The organism is Selenomonas timonae (assembly GCF_014250475.1).
GTDB classification, from domain to species: Bacteria; Bacillota; Negativicutes; order Selenomonadales; family Selenomonadaceae; genus Centipeda; species Centipeda timonae.
In genome coordinates, this window is record NZ_CP060204.1 from 41908 (window position 1) to 59352 (window position 17445).

General features: G+C 59.1%; 12 protein-coding genes. 5 read left to right on the forward strand and 7 right to left on the reverse strand.

Annotation, left to right across the window (positions count from 1 at the left end; genetic code table 11):
- Positions 1-19: 19 nt before the first annotated feature.
- A complete protein-coding gene (ybaK, locus tag H1B31_RS00190) occupies positions 20-505 on the reverse strand; it encodes a Cys-tRNA(Pro) deacylase (protein WP_009440367.1) in 486 nt (161 codons plus the stop codon).
- Positions 506-570: 65 nt separating this feature from the next.
- Here ybaK and nadE point away from each other — a divergent pair, with 65 nt between their 5' ends.
- The 5 genes from nadE (at position 571) to H1B31_RS00215 (ending at position 6164) form a co-directional block, all read left to right on the forward strand.
- A complete protein-coding gene (gene nadE, locus H1B31_RS00195) occupies positions 571-2235 on the forward strand; it encodes an NAD(+) synthase (RefSeq protein WP_185980420.1) in 1665 nt (554 codons plus the stop codon).
- A gap of 148 nt (positions 2236-2383) precedes the next feature.
- The gene (locus H1B31_RS00200; RefSeq protein WP_009440369.1) at positions 2384-3337 is read left to right on the forward strand and encodes a metal ABC transporter solute-binding protein, Zn/Mn family; all 954 of its coding nucleotides are present in this window, start codon (positions 2384-2386) and stop codon (positions 3335-3337) included.
- A gap of 133 nt (positions 3338-3470) precedes the next feature.
- The gene (locus H1B31_RS00205) at positions 3471-4190 is read left to right on the forward strand and encodes a metal ABC transporter ATP-binding protein (RefSeq protein WP_009440370.1); all 720 of its coding nucleotides are present in this window, start codon (positions 3471-3473) and stop codon (positions 4188-4190) included.
- A gap of 5 nt (positions 4191-4195) precedes the next feature.
- Entirely contained in the window at positions 4196-5071 is an 876-nt protein-coding gene (locus H1B31_RS00210) for a metal ABC transporter permease (protein ID WP_009440371.1), read from the forward strand.
- Entirely contained in the window at positions 5064-6164 is a 1101-nt protein-coding gene (locus H1B31_RS00215) for a metal ABC transporter permease (protein ID WP_185980421.1), read from the forward strand. The genes H1B31_RS00210 and H1B31_RS00215 overlap by 8 nt, the downstream gene beginning before the upstream one ends.
- Before the next feature lie 60 nt (positions 6165-6224).
- Here H1B31_RS00215 and H1B31_RS00220 read toward each other — a convergent pair whose 3' ends face one another.
- The 6 genes from H1B31_RS00220 to H1B31_RS00245 all read right to left on the reverse strand — a co-directional run bounded on the left by H1B31_RS00220 (position 6225) and on the right by H1B31_RS00245 (position 17312).
- Entirely contained in the window at positions 6225-10016 is a 3792-nt protein-coding gene (locus H1B31_RS00220; RefSeq protein ID WP_185980422.1) for a phosphoribosylformylglycinamidine synthase, read from the reverse strand.
- A gap of 137 nt (positions 10017-10153) precedes the next feature.
- On the reverse strand, positions 10154-12379 hold the full coding sequence (locus H1B31_RS00225) for an alpha-galactosidase (RefSeq protein WP_185980423.1): 2226 nt from the start codon (positions 12377-12379) through the stop codon (positions 10154-10156).
- Between the two features lie 30 nt (positions 12380-12409).
- Positions 12410-13423: a LacI family DNA-binding transcriptional regulator gene (locus H1B31_RS00230; protein WP_185980424.1), complete on the reverse strand. Its 1014-nt coding sequence runs from the start codon at positions 13421-13423 to the stop codon at positions 12410-12412.
- Positions 13424-13619: 196 nt separating this feature from the next.
- Positions 13620-15125 (reverse strand): UDP-glucose--hexose-1-phosphate uridylyltransferase, encoded by a 1506-nt coding sequence (locus tag H1B31_RS00235; protein WP_185980425.1) that lies wholly within the window; start codon positions 15123-15125, stop codon positions 13620-13622.
- A gap of 12 nt (positions 15126-15137) precedes the next feature.
- Positions 15138-16127 (reverse strand): UDP-glucose 4-epimerase GalE, encoded by a 990-nt coding sequence (gene galE, locus H1B31_RS00240; RefSeq protein ID WP_185980426.1) that lies wholly within the window; start codon positions 16125-16127, stop codon positions 15138-15140.
- 18 nt (positions 16128-16145) lie between these two features.
- Positions 16146-17312 carry a galactokinase gene (locus tag H1B31_RS00245; RefSeq protein ID WP_185980427.1) on the reverse strand — a complete coding sequence of 389 codons (1167 nt, stop codon included), beginning with the start codon at positions 17310-17312 and terminating at the stop codon, positions 16146-16148.
- Between the last annotated feature and the right edge of the window lie 133 nt (positions 17313-17445).

Genomic DNA, 17445 nt, shown 5'->3' on the forward strand with positions numbered 1-17445 from the left:
CGTACGGTTCGGCGCGCCGTCAGCGGATGAGATGCGCCGTGACCGCCTGTGCCGCACGGATCAGATCCGACGGCGCGAGGGCAAGCTGCTCACCGCGCCGCCCTGCACTCACGCAGATGCGGGCGTGCTGCACGATGCTCTCGTCACAGTACACGGGGTAGGGTTTTTTCGCCCCCAGCGGGGAGCAGCCCCCGCGCACATATCCCGTGAGATCGAAAACCTCCTTGAGGTGAACCATCTCCGCGCGCTTATTCCCCGACGCCGCAGCTGCCGCCTTGAGGTCGAGCTCCGCGCCGCCCGGAATGACCGCCATAAAGATACCCGTGCGGTCTCCACGCACAACGAGCGTCTTATAGAGCTGCGCCAAGGGAATCCCCGTCACTTCCGCCACATGGATCGCCGAGAGATCGCTCTCGTCGACGGGGTAGGTCAGGAGCTCATAGGATATGCCGAGGCGGTCGAGGATGCGCGCCGCATTTGTCTTCTGGATTTTCTTCTTTGCCATATACTCACCAGATGAGATTATACCATCACGGCGGGATAAAAGGAAGCTCGAAAGGAAGCATGAACATGAAAATTGCACTGATTTCAATGGAGGTCGTCCCCGGCCGCCCCGATCTGAACGCCGCATCCATGCGCAGGAAAATAGCGGAGGCAAAGACGGCGGGCGCCGATCTTGCCCTCTTCCCCGCACTCAGTCTCTCGGGGCTCTTCCTCGGAAATGTTTGGAAACAGCCCGCATTTCTACGCGACTGCACCGCCTACGCCGAGGAGATTGCCGCCACAGCAGACGGCATCACCGTCCTGTTCGGCAATGGGGCGGCAGATGACGGCTGCACGGGCGTGCGCCGCACACTCATGGAGGCGCGGGACGGCGTACTACGTGAGGTCGCACACAGTCCGCTCCACGGGGCGGGCACGCATTTCTCCCCGCTCCTCTACGAGCTACCGAACGAGGACATCATCCTCGCCGCCGACGCGAGCCCCTTCCCTGTCTGCTTTGACGTGCGTGCACTCGCAGATACGGCGCGCGAAAAGCGGAAGCACATCTTCTATGTCAATGCGCTCGGACTTCAGGACAAGGGCAAGACCATCTACACCTTCGCCGGCAGGGCGCAGGTATTCAGCGCAGACGGCATGCGCGTCCTTATGTCGCCCGCCTACACGGAAGGGATGACCGTCGTCGATACAGAGTCAATGCCCGCTCCGCTCACAGCGGCGAAGGAAGCCCCCATTGCACCGAAGTACCGCATGCTGCGCTACGCCGTGCAAAAATTCCTCGAGCGCATCCATATGGAGCGCGTTGTCATCGGCATCTCGGGCGGTATCGACTCCGCCGTTGCCGCCGCGCTCTACGTCGATGCCATCGGCGCAGACAAAGTGTTGCTCGTCAACATGCCGAGTCAGTTCAACTCTGCAACAACGAAGGGGCTCGCGGCGCAGCTCGCCGAGAACCTCGGCTGCCGCCACATGATCGTGCCCATCGAGGAGAGCGTCGCACACACCGTGCAGCAGCTCACCGCAGTTCCCATCATGGGCACAGCGGCGCAGGCAGCCGAGCACCTCACGATCTCCTCCTTCGTGCGCGAGAATATGCAGGCGCGTGACCGCAGCGGGCGCGTCCTCTCCGCCGTCGCAGCTACGTGGGGCGCAGGATTCACCTGCAACGCAAACAAGGCGGAGTCCACCGTCGGCTATGCAACCCTCTATGGCGATCAGGCGGGCTTCCTCTCCGCGCTTGCCGACCTCTGGAAGCACGAAGTGTATGCACTCGCACGCTATCTGAACACGGAGATCTACAAGCGCGAGGTCGTGCCGCAGGGCATCATCGACATCGTACCGAGTGCCGAGCTCTCCGACGCACAGAACGTCGACGAGGGCAAGGGCGACCCCATCCGCTATCCCTATCACGACTACCTCTTCCGCGCATTCGCCGAAGAGAACCGCATTCCCGAAGACATCCTGGCTCACTATGCGGACGGAGACCTCGAGGAGTATATCGGCTGCGCGGCGGGGCTCGTCGCGGATTATTTCCCGACGGCGGAGGAATTTATCGTCGACCTCGAACGCTGGTGGGGACTCTATACAGGCATGGCGGTTGCAAAGCGCATCCAGTCGCCGCCGCTCCTCTCGACGAGCGGGCGCGCTTACGGCAGTGATCATCCCGAGTCCCAGATCGACGCGTATGAGACAATCCGCTATCGTGCACTGAAAAAGCAGCTGCTCAAAAAATAAAAATTCATAGGAGCTGTGTGCGAAACTTTCCGCTTCGTACACAGCTCTTTTTTGTTCGATCCTCAATTTTTCATCATTGAGAAATTTTCTCATTTACAAGACGGAATTTTTGTGTTATTCTCAATACAAATGAAAGGACGGTGTCTCTATGAACATCCGAAAAAATTATCCACGAACGCTGCTGCTCACCCTTGTACTCGCCATCACGGCACTCCTTGCCGTTGGCTGCGGCGGAGGCAGCGGCGGCAACGGCAAGGCTGCCGATACGAAGAAGACCGTCACGGTCACAACCTCGTTCCTGCAGGATATGACGAAGCAGCTCGCGGGCGACTACGTGAACATCGAGCTGATTATCCCTGCGGGCGAGGATCCGCATCTCTACGTTGCGCAGCCCGCCGACCTCGAGAAGATCAAGAAAGCGGATCTCCTCCTCTATCACGGTCTGCACTTCGAGGGCAAGATGGCAGAGGTGCTGGAGAAGAAGGGCGCCGCCGTGACAAAGAATTTCGCGGATGCGAACATCAACTACATGGAGGAGGACGGCAAGCGCATTGTCGACCCGCATTTCTGGTTTGATGTCGCCCTCTACAAGCAGGCAACCGAGGAGGCTGCTGCTCAGCTCATCAAACTCCTGCCCGAGCACGAGAAGGAGATTCAGGAGAATCTGAAGAAATATCTCGCAGACCTCGACGCTCTGGACAAGGAAATCACGGAGAAAATCGCCCAGATTCCCGAGAATCAGCGCAATCTCGTGACGCCGCACGATGCGTTCAACTATTTCTCGCATCGCTACCACGTCAATGTCATTGCGCCACAGGGTGTCAGCACGGACTCCGAGGTCGCAAATGCCGACATCGAGAAGACGGCGAACTACATTGTCGATCACAAGGTCAAGGCGGTGTTTGCCGAAAGCACGACGAATCCCGAGCGTATGAAGAAGCTGCAGGAGGTCTGCAAGACAAAGGGCTTTGATGTGGAGATTGTCGGCGGCGAGGGCAATGAACTCTTCTCCGACTCACTCGCACCAGAGGGACAGAAAGGCGATACGTATATCACAATGTACCGCAGCAATATCGATCTGATTGTTTCACATTTGAAGTAGGCTCGCCTTAGGTGAAAAGCTTCCCCCGTCGAAACGGGGGAAGTGGCGAGCGCAGCGAGCCGAAAGGGGCGCCTTGAACGATCAGCAGCAACATTTACATAAAGGGAAGATACTATGAGCGAGGTGATACTCAATGCAACAAAACAGCGTCATACACGTCGAGGATTTGACAATGGCATACCGCGAGACACCCGTGCTCTGGGACATCGACCTCGATGTTCCGGCGTATGTGCGCTGCGCGGTTGTGGGGCCGAACGGCGCTGGAAAGTCCACCCTCCTCAAGGGCATCCTCGGCCTCTTAAAGCCCGTCTCCGGCGCCGTGCGCCTCTGGGGGAAGCCCCTCGCTGCCGTACACAAGCAGATTGCCTACGTGCCGCAGCGCGGGTCTGTCCACTGGGACTTCCCGACTACGGTCTTCGATGTCGTGCTTATGGGACGCTATGCGCATCTCGGGCTGATTAAGCGCCCCGGCAAGGAGGATCGCGCGCTGGCGATGGATGCACTCGACAAGATGAAGATGGCGGACTTCGCTGACCGTCAGATCTCGGAGCTCTCAGGGGGACAGAAGCAGCGTGTCTTCATCGCGCGGGCACTCGCGCAGGACGCGCAGCTCTACATCATGGACGAGCCGCTTGCGGGCGTCGATGAGACGACGGAGCGGATCATCATGGACAAATTCATGGATCTGCAGCGCGAGAAGCGCACAGTCATCGCCGTCCATCACGATCTCAGCACGCTCGATGCGTATTTTGACTACCTCGTCGTACTGAACCGCACGGTGAAGGCGTCGGACTACCTCGCCAATCTGGACAAGGAGGCGGCGCTTGCGCTCGCCTATCGGCTGAAGGAGTGACGGCGATGGACATCCTGATGAACTACACCTTCCAGATCGTCGCGCTCGGCAGCGTCATCCTCGCCGTCACGGCGGGTCCCGTCGGCGCGTTCAGCGTCTACAAGGGGCAGAGCCTCATCGGCGACGCCATCGGACACTCGACCTTCCCCGGCATCATCCTCGCCTATATGGCATTCGCCACACGCAGCCCCGTCGTGCTCCTCATGGGCGCAATCGCAGCGGGTGCGGCAAGCTACGCCCTCATCCAGCTCGCGCACAGGGACAAGAGGCTCGGACTCGACGCAAATCTTGCAATCTTTCTCTCGGGCTTCTTTGGTCTTGGCATGGCGCTCAAGAGCTTCATCCAGGGCAACCCCGACTATGCGGGGGCATCACAGGCGGGTCTTGGCACCTACATCTTTGGACAGGCAGCGTATATGCTCGAGGTCGACGTCCTCCTCATCTCTGCCGTCTCTGCCGTCTGCCTCACGCTCCTCCTGCTCTTTTACAAGGAGCTGAAACTCTTCGTCTTTGACGCAGAGTACGCAGAGGTCGTCGGGCTGCCCTGCCGTCTGCTGCACATCCTGCTGCTCGTCATGACGATTGCCGTCATCGGTATCGGGATTAAAGCCGTGGGAGCAATCCTTATCAGCTCCTTCCTCATCATCCCGTGCGTCGCAGCAAATCAGTGGTCGAACAACTTTGCGCGCGTCCTCGTTCTGAGCAGCCTCATCGGTGCGGTCTCTGCGCTCGTCGGCACCTACATCAGCACGCTTGAGCAGGGCATGTCGACGGGGCCGTCCATCATCCTCGTCGCCTCCCTCATCGCTTTTTTCTCGATACTCTTCGGGACAAAGGGGATTCTCGGCAGGGTTTTGAAACGGAGGGCACGCAATGGATGACGCACTCCTCGTACTGCTCCTGACGGCTGCTGCATGCGCACCGCTCGGTGTCTTCCTGATCCTGCGCCGCCTCTCCATGATGGCGGACGCCATCAGTCACACGGTGCTGCTCGGCATCGTGCTCGCCTTCTTCCTCACGCATGACCTTGGCTCGCCGTGGCTGCTCTTCGGTGCGGCACTCATGGGCGTTATCACCGTCTCGCTCGTCGAGCTCCTCGGCAAGACGAACCTCGTCAAATATGACGATGCCATCGGCGTCATCTTCCCGCTGCTCTTCGCGCTTGCCGTCATCCTCATCAGCAAATATGCGGGCAACGCCCATCTCGACACGGACATGGTGCTCATGGGCGAGGTCATCTATGCGGGACTGAACACAGTGGAGATCGGCGGCGTGGAGGTCGCCGCCTCTTCGATTAAGATGGGCGGACTGCTCCTCGTCATCGCCGCATTTATCGCGGTGTTTTACAAGGAGCTGAAGGTCTCCACCTTTGACGGCGAGTATGCGCAGATCATCGGCATACCGACGGGCATCCTCTTCTACGCCTTCATGTCGCTCACCTCGCTCACGACGGTTGCGGCATTCGACGCAGTCGGTGCGATTCTCGTCATCTCGTTCTTTATCGCCCCCGGGGCGACTGCACTGCTCTTTACGAAGCATCTGTCTCACACGCTGCTCCTTGCCCTCCTCATCGCAGTTGTGAACGCTGTCATCGGCTACGCGTTCGCCGTGCATATGAACGCCTCGATCGCGGGGCTGTGCGCCGTCATGAATATGCTCGTCTATCTCGGCGCGCTCCTCACAGGGCCGAAGGGCGCAGTCACCTCCTACATCCGCCGCCTACAGAGCGTGCGGCAGATGCAGCGCGACCTCTTCCTCCTGCATATCGGCAGACATACCGCCGAGTGCAAGGAGAGCGCAGAGAATGACGCAGGCGAGATCGGCAACCATCTGAAATGGAATGAGAACAAGGTGCGCCGCGTCAGCCGCGAGCTGATCGACCGCCATCTGCTCGCACGCGAGGGCAGTTATTACCTGCTCACGGAGGCGGGCGCGGCGGCATACACAGCGCTCTGCAAGAGGTACTATATCTGAAATACGCGAAAAGACCGTTGGTCAGGCTGTCTGCCTATCCAACGGTCTTTTCCTGTAGAGTTATCGCATAAAGTAGGAGACGCCTGACTCGAAGATCATCTGGTTCATCTCGCCAGGCACGTTCTTGCCGATGTTCTCGCCGATGCGCTCTGCGTGCGCCATGCGCCCGTAGATGCGCCCGTCGGGGCTCGTGATGCCCTCGATGGCGTTCACAGAGCCGTTCGGATTGTACGGCTGGTCGAGCGTCGGCTCACCCTTCTCATTCACGTACTGGGTCGCAATCTGCCCGCGTATGCGCATATTCGCAACCGTCTTCGCGTCGGCGTAGAACCGCCCCTCGCCGTGCGACACGGCAATCGTATGCGTATCCCCGACGTTCACGCCCGAGAGCCACGGCGAGAGATTCGACGCAACGCGCACGCGCACGGTCTGCGAGACGTGACGTCCGATGTTGTTGTACGTTAGCGTCGGCGAGCTGTCGTCCAGATCGGTAATCTTGCCATACGGCAGCAGCCCGAGCTTCAGCAGCGCTTGGAAGCCGTTGCAGATGCCGAGGATGAGGCCGTCCTGATCGCCCAGGAGACGCTGCACCGCCTCGGCAAGCGCGGGTGCGCGGAACATCGCCGCAATGAATTTCCCCGTGCCGTCCGGCTCGTCCCCGCCGCTGAATCCACCCGGCAGCATGAGAATCTGTGACTTTTGAAGCGTTGCTGCCAGCGCCGTGACAGTCTCCTCCACCGCTCGGGGCGTCAGATTGCGCACAACGAAGATCTCCGGAATTGCCCCCACGCGCTCCCATGCGCGCGCGGAATCGTACTCGCAGTTCGTCCCTGGGAAGACGGGAATGCACACGCGCGGCCGCGCGATCTTCACGGAGCTGCCAACGATCTTCCCCTTCGTATAGGGCGCATACGTCGGACGGTCGATCTGCCGCACGATCTGCGGCACGGTCGTCGGGAAGATCTTCTCAAGAGGTTCCGTAAACGCATCCTTGACATCGGAGAGCACGATCGTGTCAAGATCCGTGATGATGCTCGGCACATCGCGCGTCTTGCCGATCTCAACGGCACCCGTGCCCGCGAGGTTCGCCGCAATGTCAAACGAGGGCGAGACCTCGAGCAGGATTGTCCCATAGAGCGGTTTGAAGAGATCGTCCTGTGGGATAAAGGACGTGAATTTGAAGCCCAAATTGTTGCCGAGACACATCTTCGAGATTGCTGCCGCAATGCCGCCGCGCCCGACGCTCATCGCAGAGAAGACTTTCTTCTCCGCCACAAGCTGATGGATCTTTGCAAAGTTCGTATTCAGCCGTGAGAATACTGGCAGATCCTGCGCATCATGCGGAACGGGAACCATGACAACGGTATTGCCCGGATACTTGAATTCCGGTGAGAGTGCCTCGTTCGCAGGCATGGTCGCTACAGCAAAGGCAACGAGTGTCGGCGGCACGTTCAGATTCTCGAACGTCCCCGACATGGAGTCCTTGCCGCCAATCGCGGGAATCCCCATTTCGTGCTGCGCGCGCAGTGCACCGAGGAGCGCGGCAAACGGCTTGCCCCACTTTTTCGGATCCGTGCCGAGCCGCTCGAAATACTCCTGCAAGGTCAGGCGCACGCGGTCTGCCCTGCCGCCCGTGGCAACAATCTTCGCCACCGCCTCGACAATAGCGTAGACCGCCCCATGGAACGGACTCCACGTGGAGAGGTCAGGATCGAAGCCAAACGCCATTGCAGACGCAGTATTCGTTGTCCCGTGGCGCACGGGGAGCTTTGCGACCATCGCCTCCGATGGCGTCAGCTGGAATTTCCCACCGAACGGCATGAGAACCGATGCAGCGCCAACGGTCGCATCGAACCGCTCCCCTAGCCCTTTCTGACTGCACACGTTGAGATCACGCAGATTCGCGAGCCACATATCCTCGAGCCCACGTCCGACCTGTTTTACCTGTGGAGGCACCTGCTGGAGATAGGGCGCCTTCTCATTCGGCGGATCGACCACGATGCGGACGTGCTGCCTCACGCCGTTTGTCGCGAGGAAACTACGTGCGATTCGTACGATCTCCTTGTCGCGCCACTTCATGACGAGGAGCGGCTCTGCGGTCACGACGGCGACCTCCGTTGCCTCGAGATTTTCCGCATCCGCATGACGCAGAAATGCGGAGACATCCTCGGGCGCAAGCACGACCGCCATGCGCTCCTGCGACTCGGAGATTGCAAGCTCCGTGCCGTCGAGCCCCTCGTATTTCTTCGGGACGGCATCGAGATTGATCGTCAGGCCGTCCGCAAGCTCTCCAATCGCAACGGCAACACCACCCGCACCAAAGTCATTGCAGCGCTTGATCATGCGGCTGACTTCGGAGCTGCGGAAGAGTCGCTGAATCTTGCGCTCCGTCGGCGGGTTGCCCTTCTGCACCTCGGCACCCGAAGTCGTAAGCGACGACTCCGTATGCTGCTTGGAGGAGCCAGTCGCACCGCCAATGCCATCACGCCCCGTGCGTCCGCCGAGAAGGACGATGATATCTCCCGGCACAGGGCACTCGCGCACGACCTGAGCCGCGGGAGCCGCGCCGATGACCGCGCCAATCTCCATGCGCTTTGCGAGGTAGCCCTTATGATAGATCTCGCGTACCTGCCCCGTCGCAAGCCCGATCTGGTTGCCGTAAGAGCTGTAACCCTCCGCCGCACCGAGCGTGATCTTCTTCTGGGGGAGCTTGCCCGCCAGCGTATCCTCGATCGGTGCACGCGGGTCATAGGCGCCCGTCACGCGCATCGCCTGATAGACGTAGGAGCGGCCGGAGAGCGGGTCGCGGATCGCGCCGCCGAGACAGGTTGCAGCCCCGCCGAATGGCTCAATCTCCGTTGGATGGTTATGTGTCTCGTTCTTGAACATGAGGAGCCATTCCTCATCTTTCCCGTTCACATCGACCGTAACGCGGATGCTGCATGCGTTGATCTCCTCGGATTCATCGAGATCGTCAAGCTTCCCCTCCGCACGCAGCGCCTTCATGCCGATGACAGCGATGTCCATCAGTGTCATATCGCGTTGCTTGCCGTCCCTATAGAGCAGCTTGCGGTCATCCATGTAGGTCTGATAGGTCTCAAAGATCGGCATGGAAAAGAAGCCGTTTTCGATATTTACGGCGTCAATCGCCGTGGTGAACGTCGTGTGACGGCAGTGATCCGACCAATAGGTATCAATGACGCGCAGCTCCGTGATCGTCGGCGCACGATGCTCTGTATCGCGGAAATACTGCTGAACGAATGCGAGATCTTCCTCGCTCATCGCAAAGCCATGCTCCTTGTGAAAGCGTTCGAGCTCACTGCGCGAGAGCTGATTGAACTGCGTGAGAACCTCCACGTCCATCGGCAGCACAATGCGGCTCTCGAGCGTCGCAGGTGTTGAAAGCGACGCCTCTCGGCTTTCCACCTTGTTGATCAGATACGCCTTAATCTGCTCAAAAAGGTGGTCATCCACCTTGCCGATCAGAACGATCACGCGCGCCGTGCGCACATCGGGACGCTCCCCCTGTGTCACGAGCTGCACGCACTCCGCCGCCGCGGCTGCCGTCGGGTCAAACTGCCCCGGCAGCGGCTCGATCGCAAATATCCGCGCATCGGAAAAAGACGGCAATACATCCTCATAGACGGTATCCACGGGCGGATCGGCGAAGACAATGTTCCGCACCCGCCTGAATTCCTCGTCGCTCAGTCCCTCTATGTCATAACGTGTGATGATGCGCACGGCGCGCAGATCCGTCAGGCGGAACGTCTCCACCAGATCACTGCAGAGCCGCTGGGCAGGAATATCAAAGAAACCCTGACGCTTCTCCACAAAGATTCGTTTGACAGCCATAGGAATCCTCCTTCTCAAACGCTGTTTCCCGTCCTCTATTTTATCGAAACTTAATCAAATATGCAATGATTGTTTCTGCGTGAATACGCGTACACAAAAACGGGTATCCGCAAAGATACCCGTCCCACTATGAAAAACTATTCAACTGCCTTCAGCACATAGATGCGCGAATCAAAGTCTGTGGTCAGTCCGTTCTCTGCATTCGGCTCACCCGCCGTACCGTCCGTCGTAATGAGTCCGTAGTTCATCAGCTCATCACCGTAGCAGCATGCACCGCTGCGGCTGTTCTCGTAGAGCATATCCGGCAGGAGCCCCGCAAGACGTACACGCTCGAAGCGGTAGTTCACACGGTTCAGTGTGCGGTACCAGCCGACGATCGCCGTCTTTTTGTCCGCGCTCACGCTCATCCACACCGTTACATTTCCCTCAAAGGGACTTTGCAGACGGTAGAATGTGCCGAACTGAAGGATCTCACGGTACTCCTTCATAAAGACGACCTGCTCCTTGACCTCGGCGATCTCCTCCGCAGTCAGCTTGTTGAGGTCGAGCTCATAGCCAAACGTCCCGAAGTACGCCGTATTTGCGCGCGTATGCAGCGGCGTCATGCGGTTGACCTGATGGTTCGGCACGACGGAGACATGGCTGCCCATGCTGCTCACGGGGTAGCACATGGATGTTCCGTACTGGATCTTCTGCCGCTCGGACGCATCGGAGTTGTCGCTCGCCCACGTCTGCGGCGCATAGTAGAGCATGCCGGGATCGAAGCGGTTGCCGCCCGAGGCGCAGGACTCAAAGAGCACATGGGGGAAGTTCGATGTCAACCGCTCGTAGAGATCGTAAAGTCCGAGAATGTAGCGATGGAACACCTCGCCCTGCTGGTCGGCGGGCAGCGCGTGCGACCAGCACTCCGTGATGCTGCGGTTCATATCCCATTTCACATAGGAGACCTTGCCGCTCGCGAGAATCGCCTCCATCTGTTCATAAATGTTGTCGACCACATCCTTACGCGAAAAGTCGAGCACGCACTGCGAGCGTCCGAGCGACTTGCGCCGCCCCGGCACGGAGAGCACCCAGTCCGGATGAGCACGATAGAGATCGGAGTCCTCGTTGACCATCTCGAGCTCAACCCAGATGCCGAACTTCATGCCGCGCGCCTCGATCTTCTCCGCGAGTCCGTCGATGCCGTTCGGCAGACGGTCGCGATTGACCGTCCAATCGCCGAGCCCCGCATAGTCGGACGTGCGTGCGCCGAACCAGCCGTCGTCGAGCACAAAGAGTTCGATGCCGCACTCTGCCGCCTTGTCCGCGATCGTGAGCAGCTTCTCCTCCGTAAAGTCGAAATACGTCGCTTCCCAGTTGTTGATGAGGATGGGACGAACCTTCTCACGCCACTGCCCGCGCACAAGACGTTTTTGATAAAGACGATGATAGGTCTGACTCATGCCGTTCAGCCCCTCATCCGACCAGACGAGCACCGCCTCGGGGGTCTGGAACTCCGCACCAGGTTCAAGTTTCCAATCGAAATCCGTGCTGTGGATGCCTGCCTGCAGTCGCGTCACACCGTGGTTGTCGACCTCTGCGAGCATCTCGAAATTGCCGCTGTAGACGAGGGTCATAGCGAGCACCTCGCCCTGCGTTTCTGTCGTTCCCCGCCGCAGGAGTGCCGCAAACGGATTGTACTGCCCCGAGGAGTGCCCGCGGCGGCTGCCGATTGCCGTGATGCCCGTTGCAAGCGGACGGATCTCGACGTGACGCTCACGCGTCCACGCCCCCGTCAGCTCCATCCAGTCGTATTCCGTATCGGGCAGGTCGATCGACATGCTCATGACCTTCTGCAGGTGCAGCACTTCCTGCCCATCGTTGCTATAGCGCACACTGCGCGCAATCGCACCGCCCTCGGCAAAAATTGTATAGAGGAGTTCCGCACGCAGCCCCGTGACCGCATCCTTCACCTCAACGATGAGGGTCTTTGCCTCATCGTCCGACTCCACGTAGGTCGCGGGCAGACCCGCGAGCTTCGGCTTGCCATCCACGATACGATGCGCTGTGTACTGCATATCAAGGATGCGGCTGCCGTTCTCCTGCAATACGTTCAGCGCGGGACGGCGGAAATCCGACGAACCGTAGGTCGGCAGCTCCTGCCGAATCGCATCCAGAGAGTAGTCGCGGCAGTCCGCAAAGACGCACGCCGACATGCCGCGATGGACGCGCTCAAATAGGTGCTCAAAGCCCGTGCGATCGCGCAGCACTTTTCCGTAGTAGAGCGATCCAAGCCCGCCGTGGGGCAGCACCATGAGGATGTAGCTGATGGAATCGTTGAAGAGATGAAAGACCTTACCCCGCTCATGATAGATGATATTCATTGGATATCCCCCTTCGATTGGTTGTTCGTTTTACTCCACACGAAAGCCCGTCGTCTCACGCTCAACCACGGTATTCGCAAGCACGACATTCTCCGTCACGTTCTCCTCGATCTGCTTCAGCATGAGACGTGCCGCCTCCCGCCCGAGATCGCCCATATTCTGATCGATGGTTGTGAGCTGTGGTGCGGTATATTGGCTGAGTGCCGTGTTGTCGTAACCAATCACCGAGATGTCCTGCGGCACGCGCCGCCCCATGCGCTGACAGGCGTTGACCGCCCCCATCGCCATGAGATCGTTGCAGCAGAAGATCGCCGTCGGTTGTAGGTCGAGCATCATATCCATGAGAATGAACATGGTGTTTTCCACCGTCTCGATGCGGTTGCCCTCGCCGACGTTTACAATGTCCTCCGGATGGAACGCCCCGCGCTCCCGCATGATCTCGCGGTAGACCTTCTCCTTGATGCGGTAGGAATCACTGTTCTCGCCCTGCACAAAGAGGATGCGCTCATGCCCATAGTGAAAGAGATGCTCGAGTGCCGCACGCGCCCCGCCGCGCTGATCGCTCGTCACATACGAGATGCCCGCGCGTTCGCGCTCACTGTTGACAAAGACCAGAGGCAGACGCGCCGCCGTGTTCTCGTAGAACTCCGAGACTGCCGTCTCCGTATTCGGACTGACGACGATAACGCCCGAAACATTGCGTGTGATGAAGTCCCGCACACACTCCTCCTCGCGCGCCGCATCGTTCTGCGCACACGCGAGGAGCAGAGAGTACGAGCTCTGCCGCAGATACTCCTCGATGCCGTCGAGCACCTGGGCAAAGAACATATTGTCAAAACTCGGTACGACGACGCCGATGCTCGAAGAACGCTGCGTGTTCAGCTCGCGTGCCTGCAGATTCGGCAGATACTCCAGTTTCTTGATGGCGTTCTCCACCTTGAGCCGCGTCTTTTCACGCACGGGATAGTTCCCGTTCACGACGCGCGAAACCGTCGCCACAGACACCCCCGACGCCTTCGCCACATCAACGATCGTCGCTTTCATTCTCTCTTCTCCCTGTATCATTGTCATGCGATACTCCTAAGCAAACCCTAGTGAAGCAAACGGGAAAAGTACACGTTCTGCCCCCTGCGGATTTCTTTCGTCCAAGCGAAGCGCGTTTAAGAAGTCCGCAGGTATTTAGGCAGATAAGTGTACGACCGTTTGCGTAACGAGGTGTTTGCGAGGAGTACGCAGACATCTACACGCCCGCTATGCTTTCAATCCAGCGGTCGAACGCCGCCATCCCTGCCGCGTCACGCTTGAACACCCCCGCGTGCGTGAGCACCTCCAGGAACACCTTTCCGATCTCGTCGCGCAGAATCCCATCGACATTCCCCTCCGTGACCGACAGATGCGCCGCACGTACCGAGCGATACCAGTCCGCATGTTTTTCGATGTCCGCAATTCCCGCAATGTCCGCCGTTCCCCGCAGCAGCTCCGCACGGATCTGCTCCATCTCCGATTTGAGACGCGCGGGCAGGATCGCCAGCCCCAGCACTTCGATCAGGCCGATGTTCTCCTTCTTGATGTGATGCACCTCCGCGTGCGGGTGGAACAGCCCGAGCGGATGCTCCGCCGTCGTGCGGTTGTTGCGGAACACGAGATCGAACTCATAGTCCGCGCCGCGCCGCCGTGCAATCGGCGTGATCGTATTGTGCGGCGCATCCGTCTCCGCAAGAATGTCCGCGGAGGCATCGCTGTACGTGCGCCATGCCGTGAGAATCGCCGTCGCGAGGTCAATAAGTGCCCCCTTGTCGGAGGACGTGAGCCGCAGCGTCGACATCGGCCACTTCACACGCCCCGCACGCACCTGTGGATAGTTCGCAAAGCGATATTCCTGCTCCACCGCCGCGCGCTCCATCGCAAATGTATAACGCCCGCCCTGATAGTGGTCATGCGAGAGGATCGAGCCACCGACAATCGGAAGGTCTGCATTTGACCCCGCGAAATAGTGCGGGAAGATCTCAAGAAATGCCGTAAGATTCTCGAACGTCTCGCGCGAAATCACCATCGGCACATGATCGCTGTTCAGTACAATGCAGTGCTCGTTGTAGTAGGTATAGGGGGAATACTGTAAAAACCACGGATGTCCCGCGAGATCCAGAGGAATGAGACGATGCGTCTCACGTGCGGGATGGTTCACACGCCCCGCATAGCCCTCGTTCTCGCGGCAGAGCAGACACTTCGGGTAGCCTGCCGCCTTCGCGAGCTTTGCCTTGGCAATGTCACGCGGATCCTTCTCCGGCTTCGAGAGGTTGATCGTCACGTCGAGATCCCCGAACTCCGTCGCCGTTTTCCACGCGATATTCTTGTCGATGCGCGCCTTGCGGATGTAGTTCGAGGCGATGCTCAGCGCATAGTAGTAGTCCGTTGCCTCGCGTGGGGATGTCTCATAGCGCGTGTGGAACTCGTTCACAACCTCGGACGGACGCGGCATCACACAGTCCATGATGCGCGTATCGAAGAGGTCGCGCTCGTCCGTCGTCCCCTCGATCAGCCCTTTCTCCGCAGCGTAGTCGAGCATACACTCCAGAATCGGCGTTGCCGTTTCAAGCGTTTCATCCACCTCTTCGGGCACATATTCCTCAACGTGCAGCACATCAAGGAGGCGGTTCGCCGCATAGACCTCGTCCTCGGGCGCAATCAGCCCCTTTTGACGCGCAAAGTGCAGGAGACGGCTGATTTCATGCTGAATGTCACACATGATGCATCCTCCCTAGTCCTCATACCCGTGCGGATGGCTCTCATGCCACTTCCACGCCGTCCCGATGACCTGCTCCACATCCGTGAACTGCGGCTTCCACCCGAGCACGGTACGCGCTTTCTCGCTCGACGCGATGAGCTGTGCAGGATCGCCCGCGCGGCGTGCGCCGATCTCCACCTTGATGGAGCGTCCCGTCGCCTTTTCCGCCGCCGCAATCATCTCCTTCACCGAGAAGCCCTGCCCGTTGCCGAGGTTGAAGATATCGCTCGCGCCGCCCTTTCTGAGGTATTCGAGCGCAAGCACATGCGCATCCGCGAGATCGACCACATGGATGTAGTCGCGCAGACACGTCCCGTCCGGCGTCGGATAGTCGTCGCCGAACACCGTGATATGATCGCGCCTGCCCGTCGGCACTTGCAGGATAAGCGGAATCAGATGTGTCTCCGTCTTGTGATCCTCGCCAATCGAGCCATCGGGCAGTGCGCCCGCCGCGTTGAAATAGCGCAGAGAAACATAGCGCACGTCGTTCGCGCGGCTCACCCACTTCATCATCTTCTCCATCGTGAGCTTCGTCTCGCCGTAGGTATTCGTCGGGCACGTCTCGTCGTCCTCGTGGATCGGCACGCGCTTCGGCTCGCCGTAGGTCGCCGCCGTCGAGGAGAAGACAATCTTGTCCACGCCGTGCCGCACCATCGCCTCGAGGAGTACCTGCATTCCGTAGACGTTGTTGTTGAAGTAGAGCAGCGGCTTTTCCATGCTCTCGCCGACAAGCGAATTTGCCGCAAAGTGAATGACCGCCTCGATCTTATTCTCCGTGAAAATCTTGTCAAGCACTGCAGCATCACGAATATCGCCCTCGTAAAATTTCGCTGCAGGGTTCAATGCGCCGCGATGCCCCGTCTGCAGATTATCGACAATGACGACCTGCTCGCCCTTTTCGACGAGCGCGTGCACCGCATGGGAGCCGATGTAGCCCGCACCGCCGCAAACCAAGATAGCCATGAGTATGCTCCTTTCACCTTACAGGCGGCGTGCGCCGTCCGCAATATTTGCCACGTAGAAGCTCGGTGCATAGCCGATCTTCGCCGTATACGCCTCTGCAACATTCTTCTCGAATGCGGGGATTGCCTCGTCGCGCACAATGCTGACCGTGCAGCCTGCAAAGCCGCCGCCCGTCATGCGCGAGCCGAGCACGCCCTCCTGCTGCCACGCAAGCTCTGCGAGCGTATCCAGCTCCAGCCCCGTCACCTCGTAGTCGTCGCGCAGGGAGACGTGGGAGTCGTTCATCAGCGCACCGAAACGCTTCACATCGTTTTTCTCAAGTGCCTCCACCGCTTCGAGCGTGCGGCGGTTCTCGTAGACCGCATGGCGTGCGCGTCTGCGCTCGACCTCATCCTCGATTACGGCGGCATTCTCATCGAACTCTGCGTTTGTCAGCTCGCCGAGTGACTTGATCGCCTTCACCTTCTGCAGCGCCTTGAGTGCCGCCTCGCTCTGCATCCGACGCTCGTTGTACGCCGAGGTGACGAGGCTGTGCGCCTTGTTTGTATTCGTGATGACGATGCTGCAGCCCTTGAGGTCGAGCTTGCTGTAGCGGTACGCAAGCGTGTTGCAGTCGAGGAGGATTGCACAATCCTTCTTCCCCATTCCAACCGCGAACTGATCCATGATGCCGCAGTTCATGCCGACAAAGATATTTTCCGCCTTCTGCGCGAGCTTCACGAGTTCCACCATGTCGATGCCAAGCCCGAGTTCGTCGTTCAGGATAACTGCCATCAGCACCTCGATGGATGCGGAGGAGGAGAGGCCCGCTCCGTTCGGCAGATTGCCGTAGAACAGAATGTCAAAGCCGTGCGCCGCCGCGTGACCCGCATCCTCCATCATGCGCACAACGCCGATGGGGTAGTTCGCCCAGCCATAGACATCCGTCTTCACCGCGCCGTGCATGGGGAACTCCACCACGCCCTGCTCCGGCAAATTCATCGAGTAGAGCCGCGACACGCCGTCCGTGCGCGGTGCAACGAGCGCATACGTACCGAGCGAGATCGCGCACGGGAAGACATGTCCGCCGTTGTAGTCCGTATGCTCGCCGATGAGATTCACGCGCCCCGGAGAAAAATACGCGTGTGTGTCCGCCGCACCGAACTTCTCTCGAAACACTTTGTTCATCTCGTCCAATATCGCCATCGTCTGCATCCTCCGTTCATCTTTGGGTAAGCATCAAAATGTAGCCAAGCGAAAGTAAACGTTTTCTTTTCCGTTTTCTATTCTATCTCTTTTTGCAAAAAAACGCAAGAGCTTTTTGAAAACTCCTGCGTTT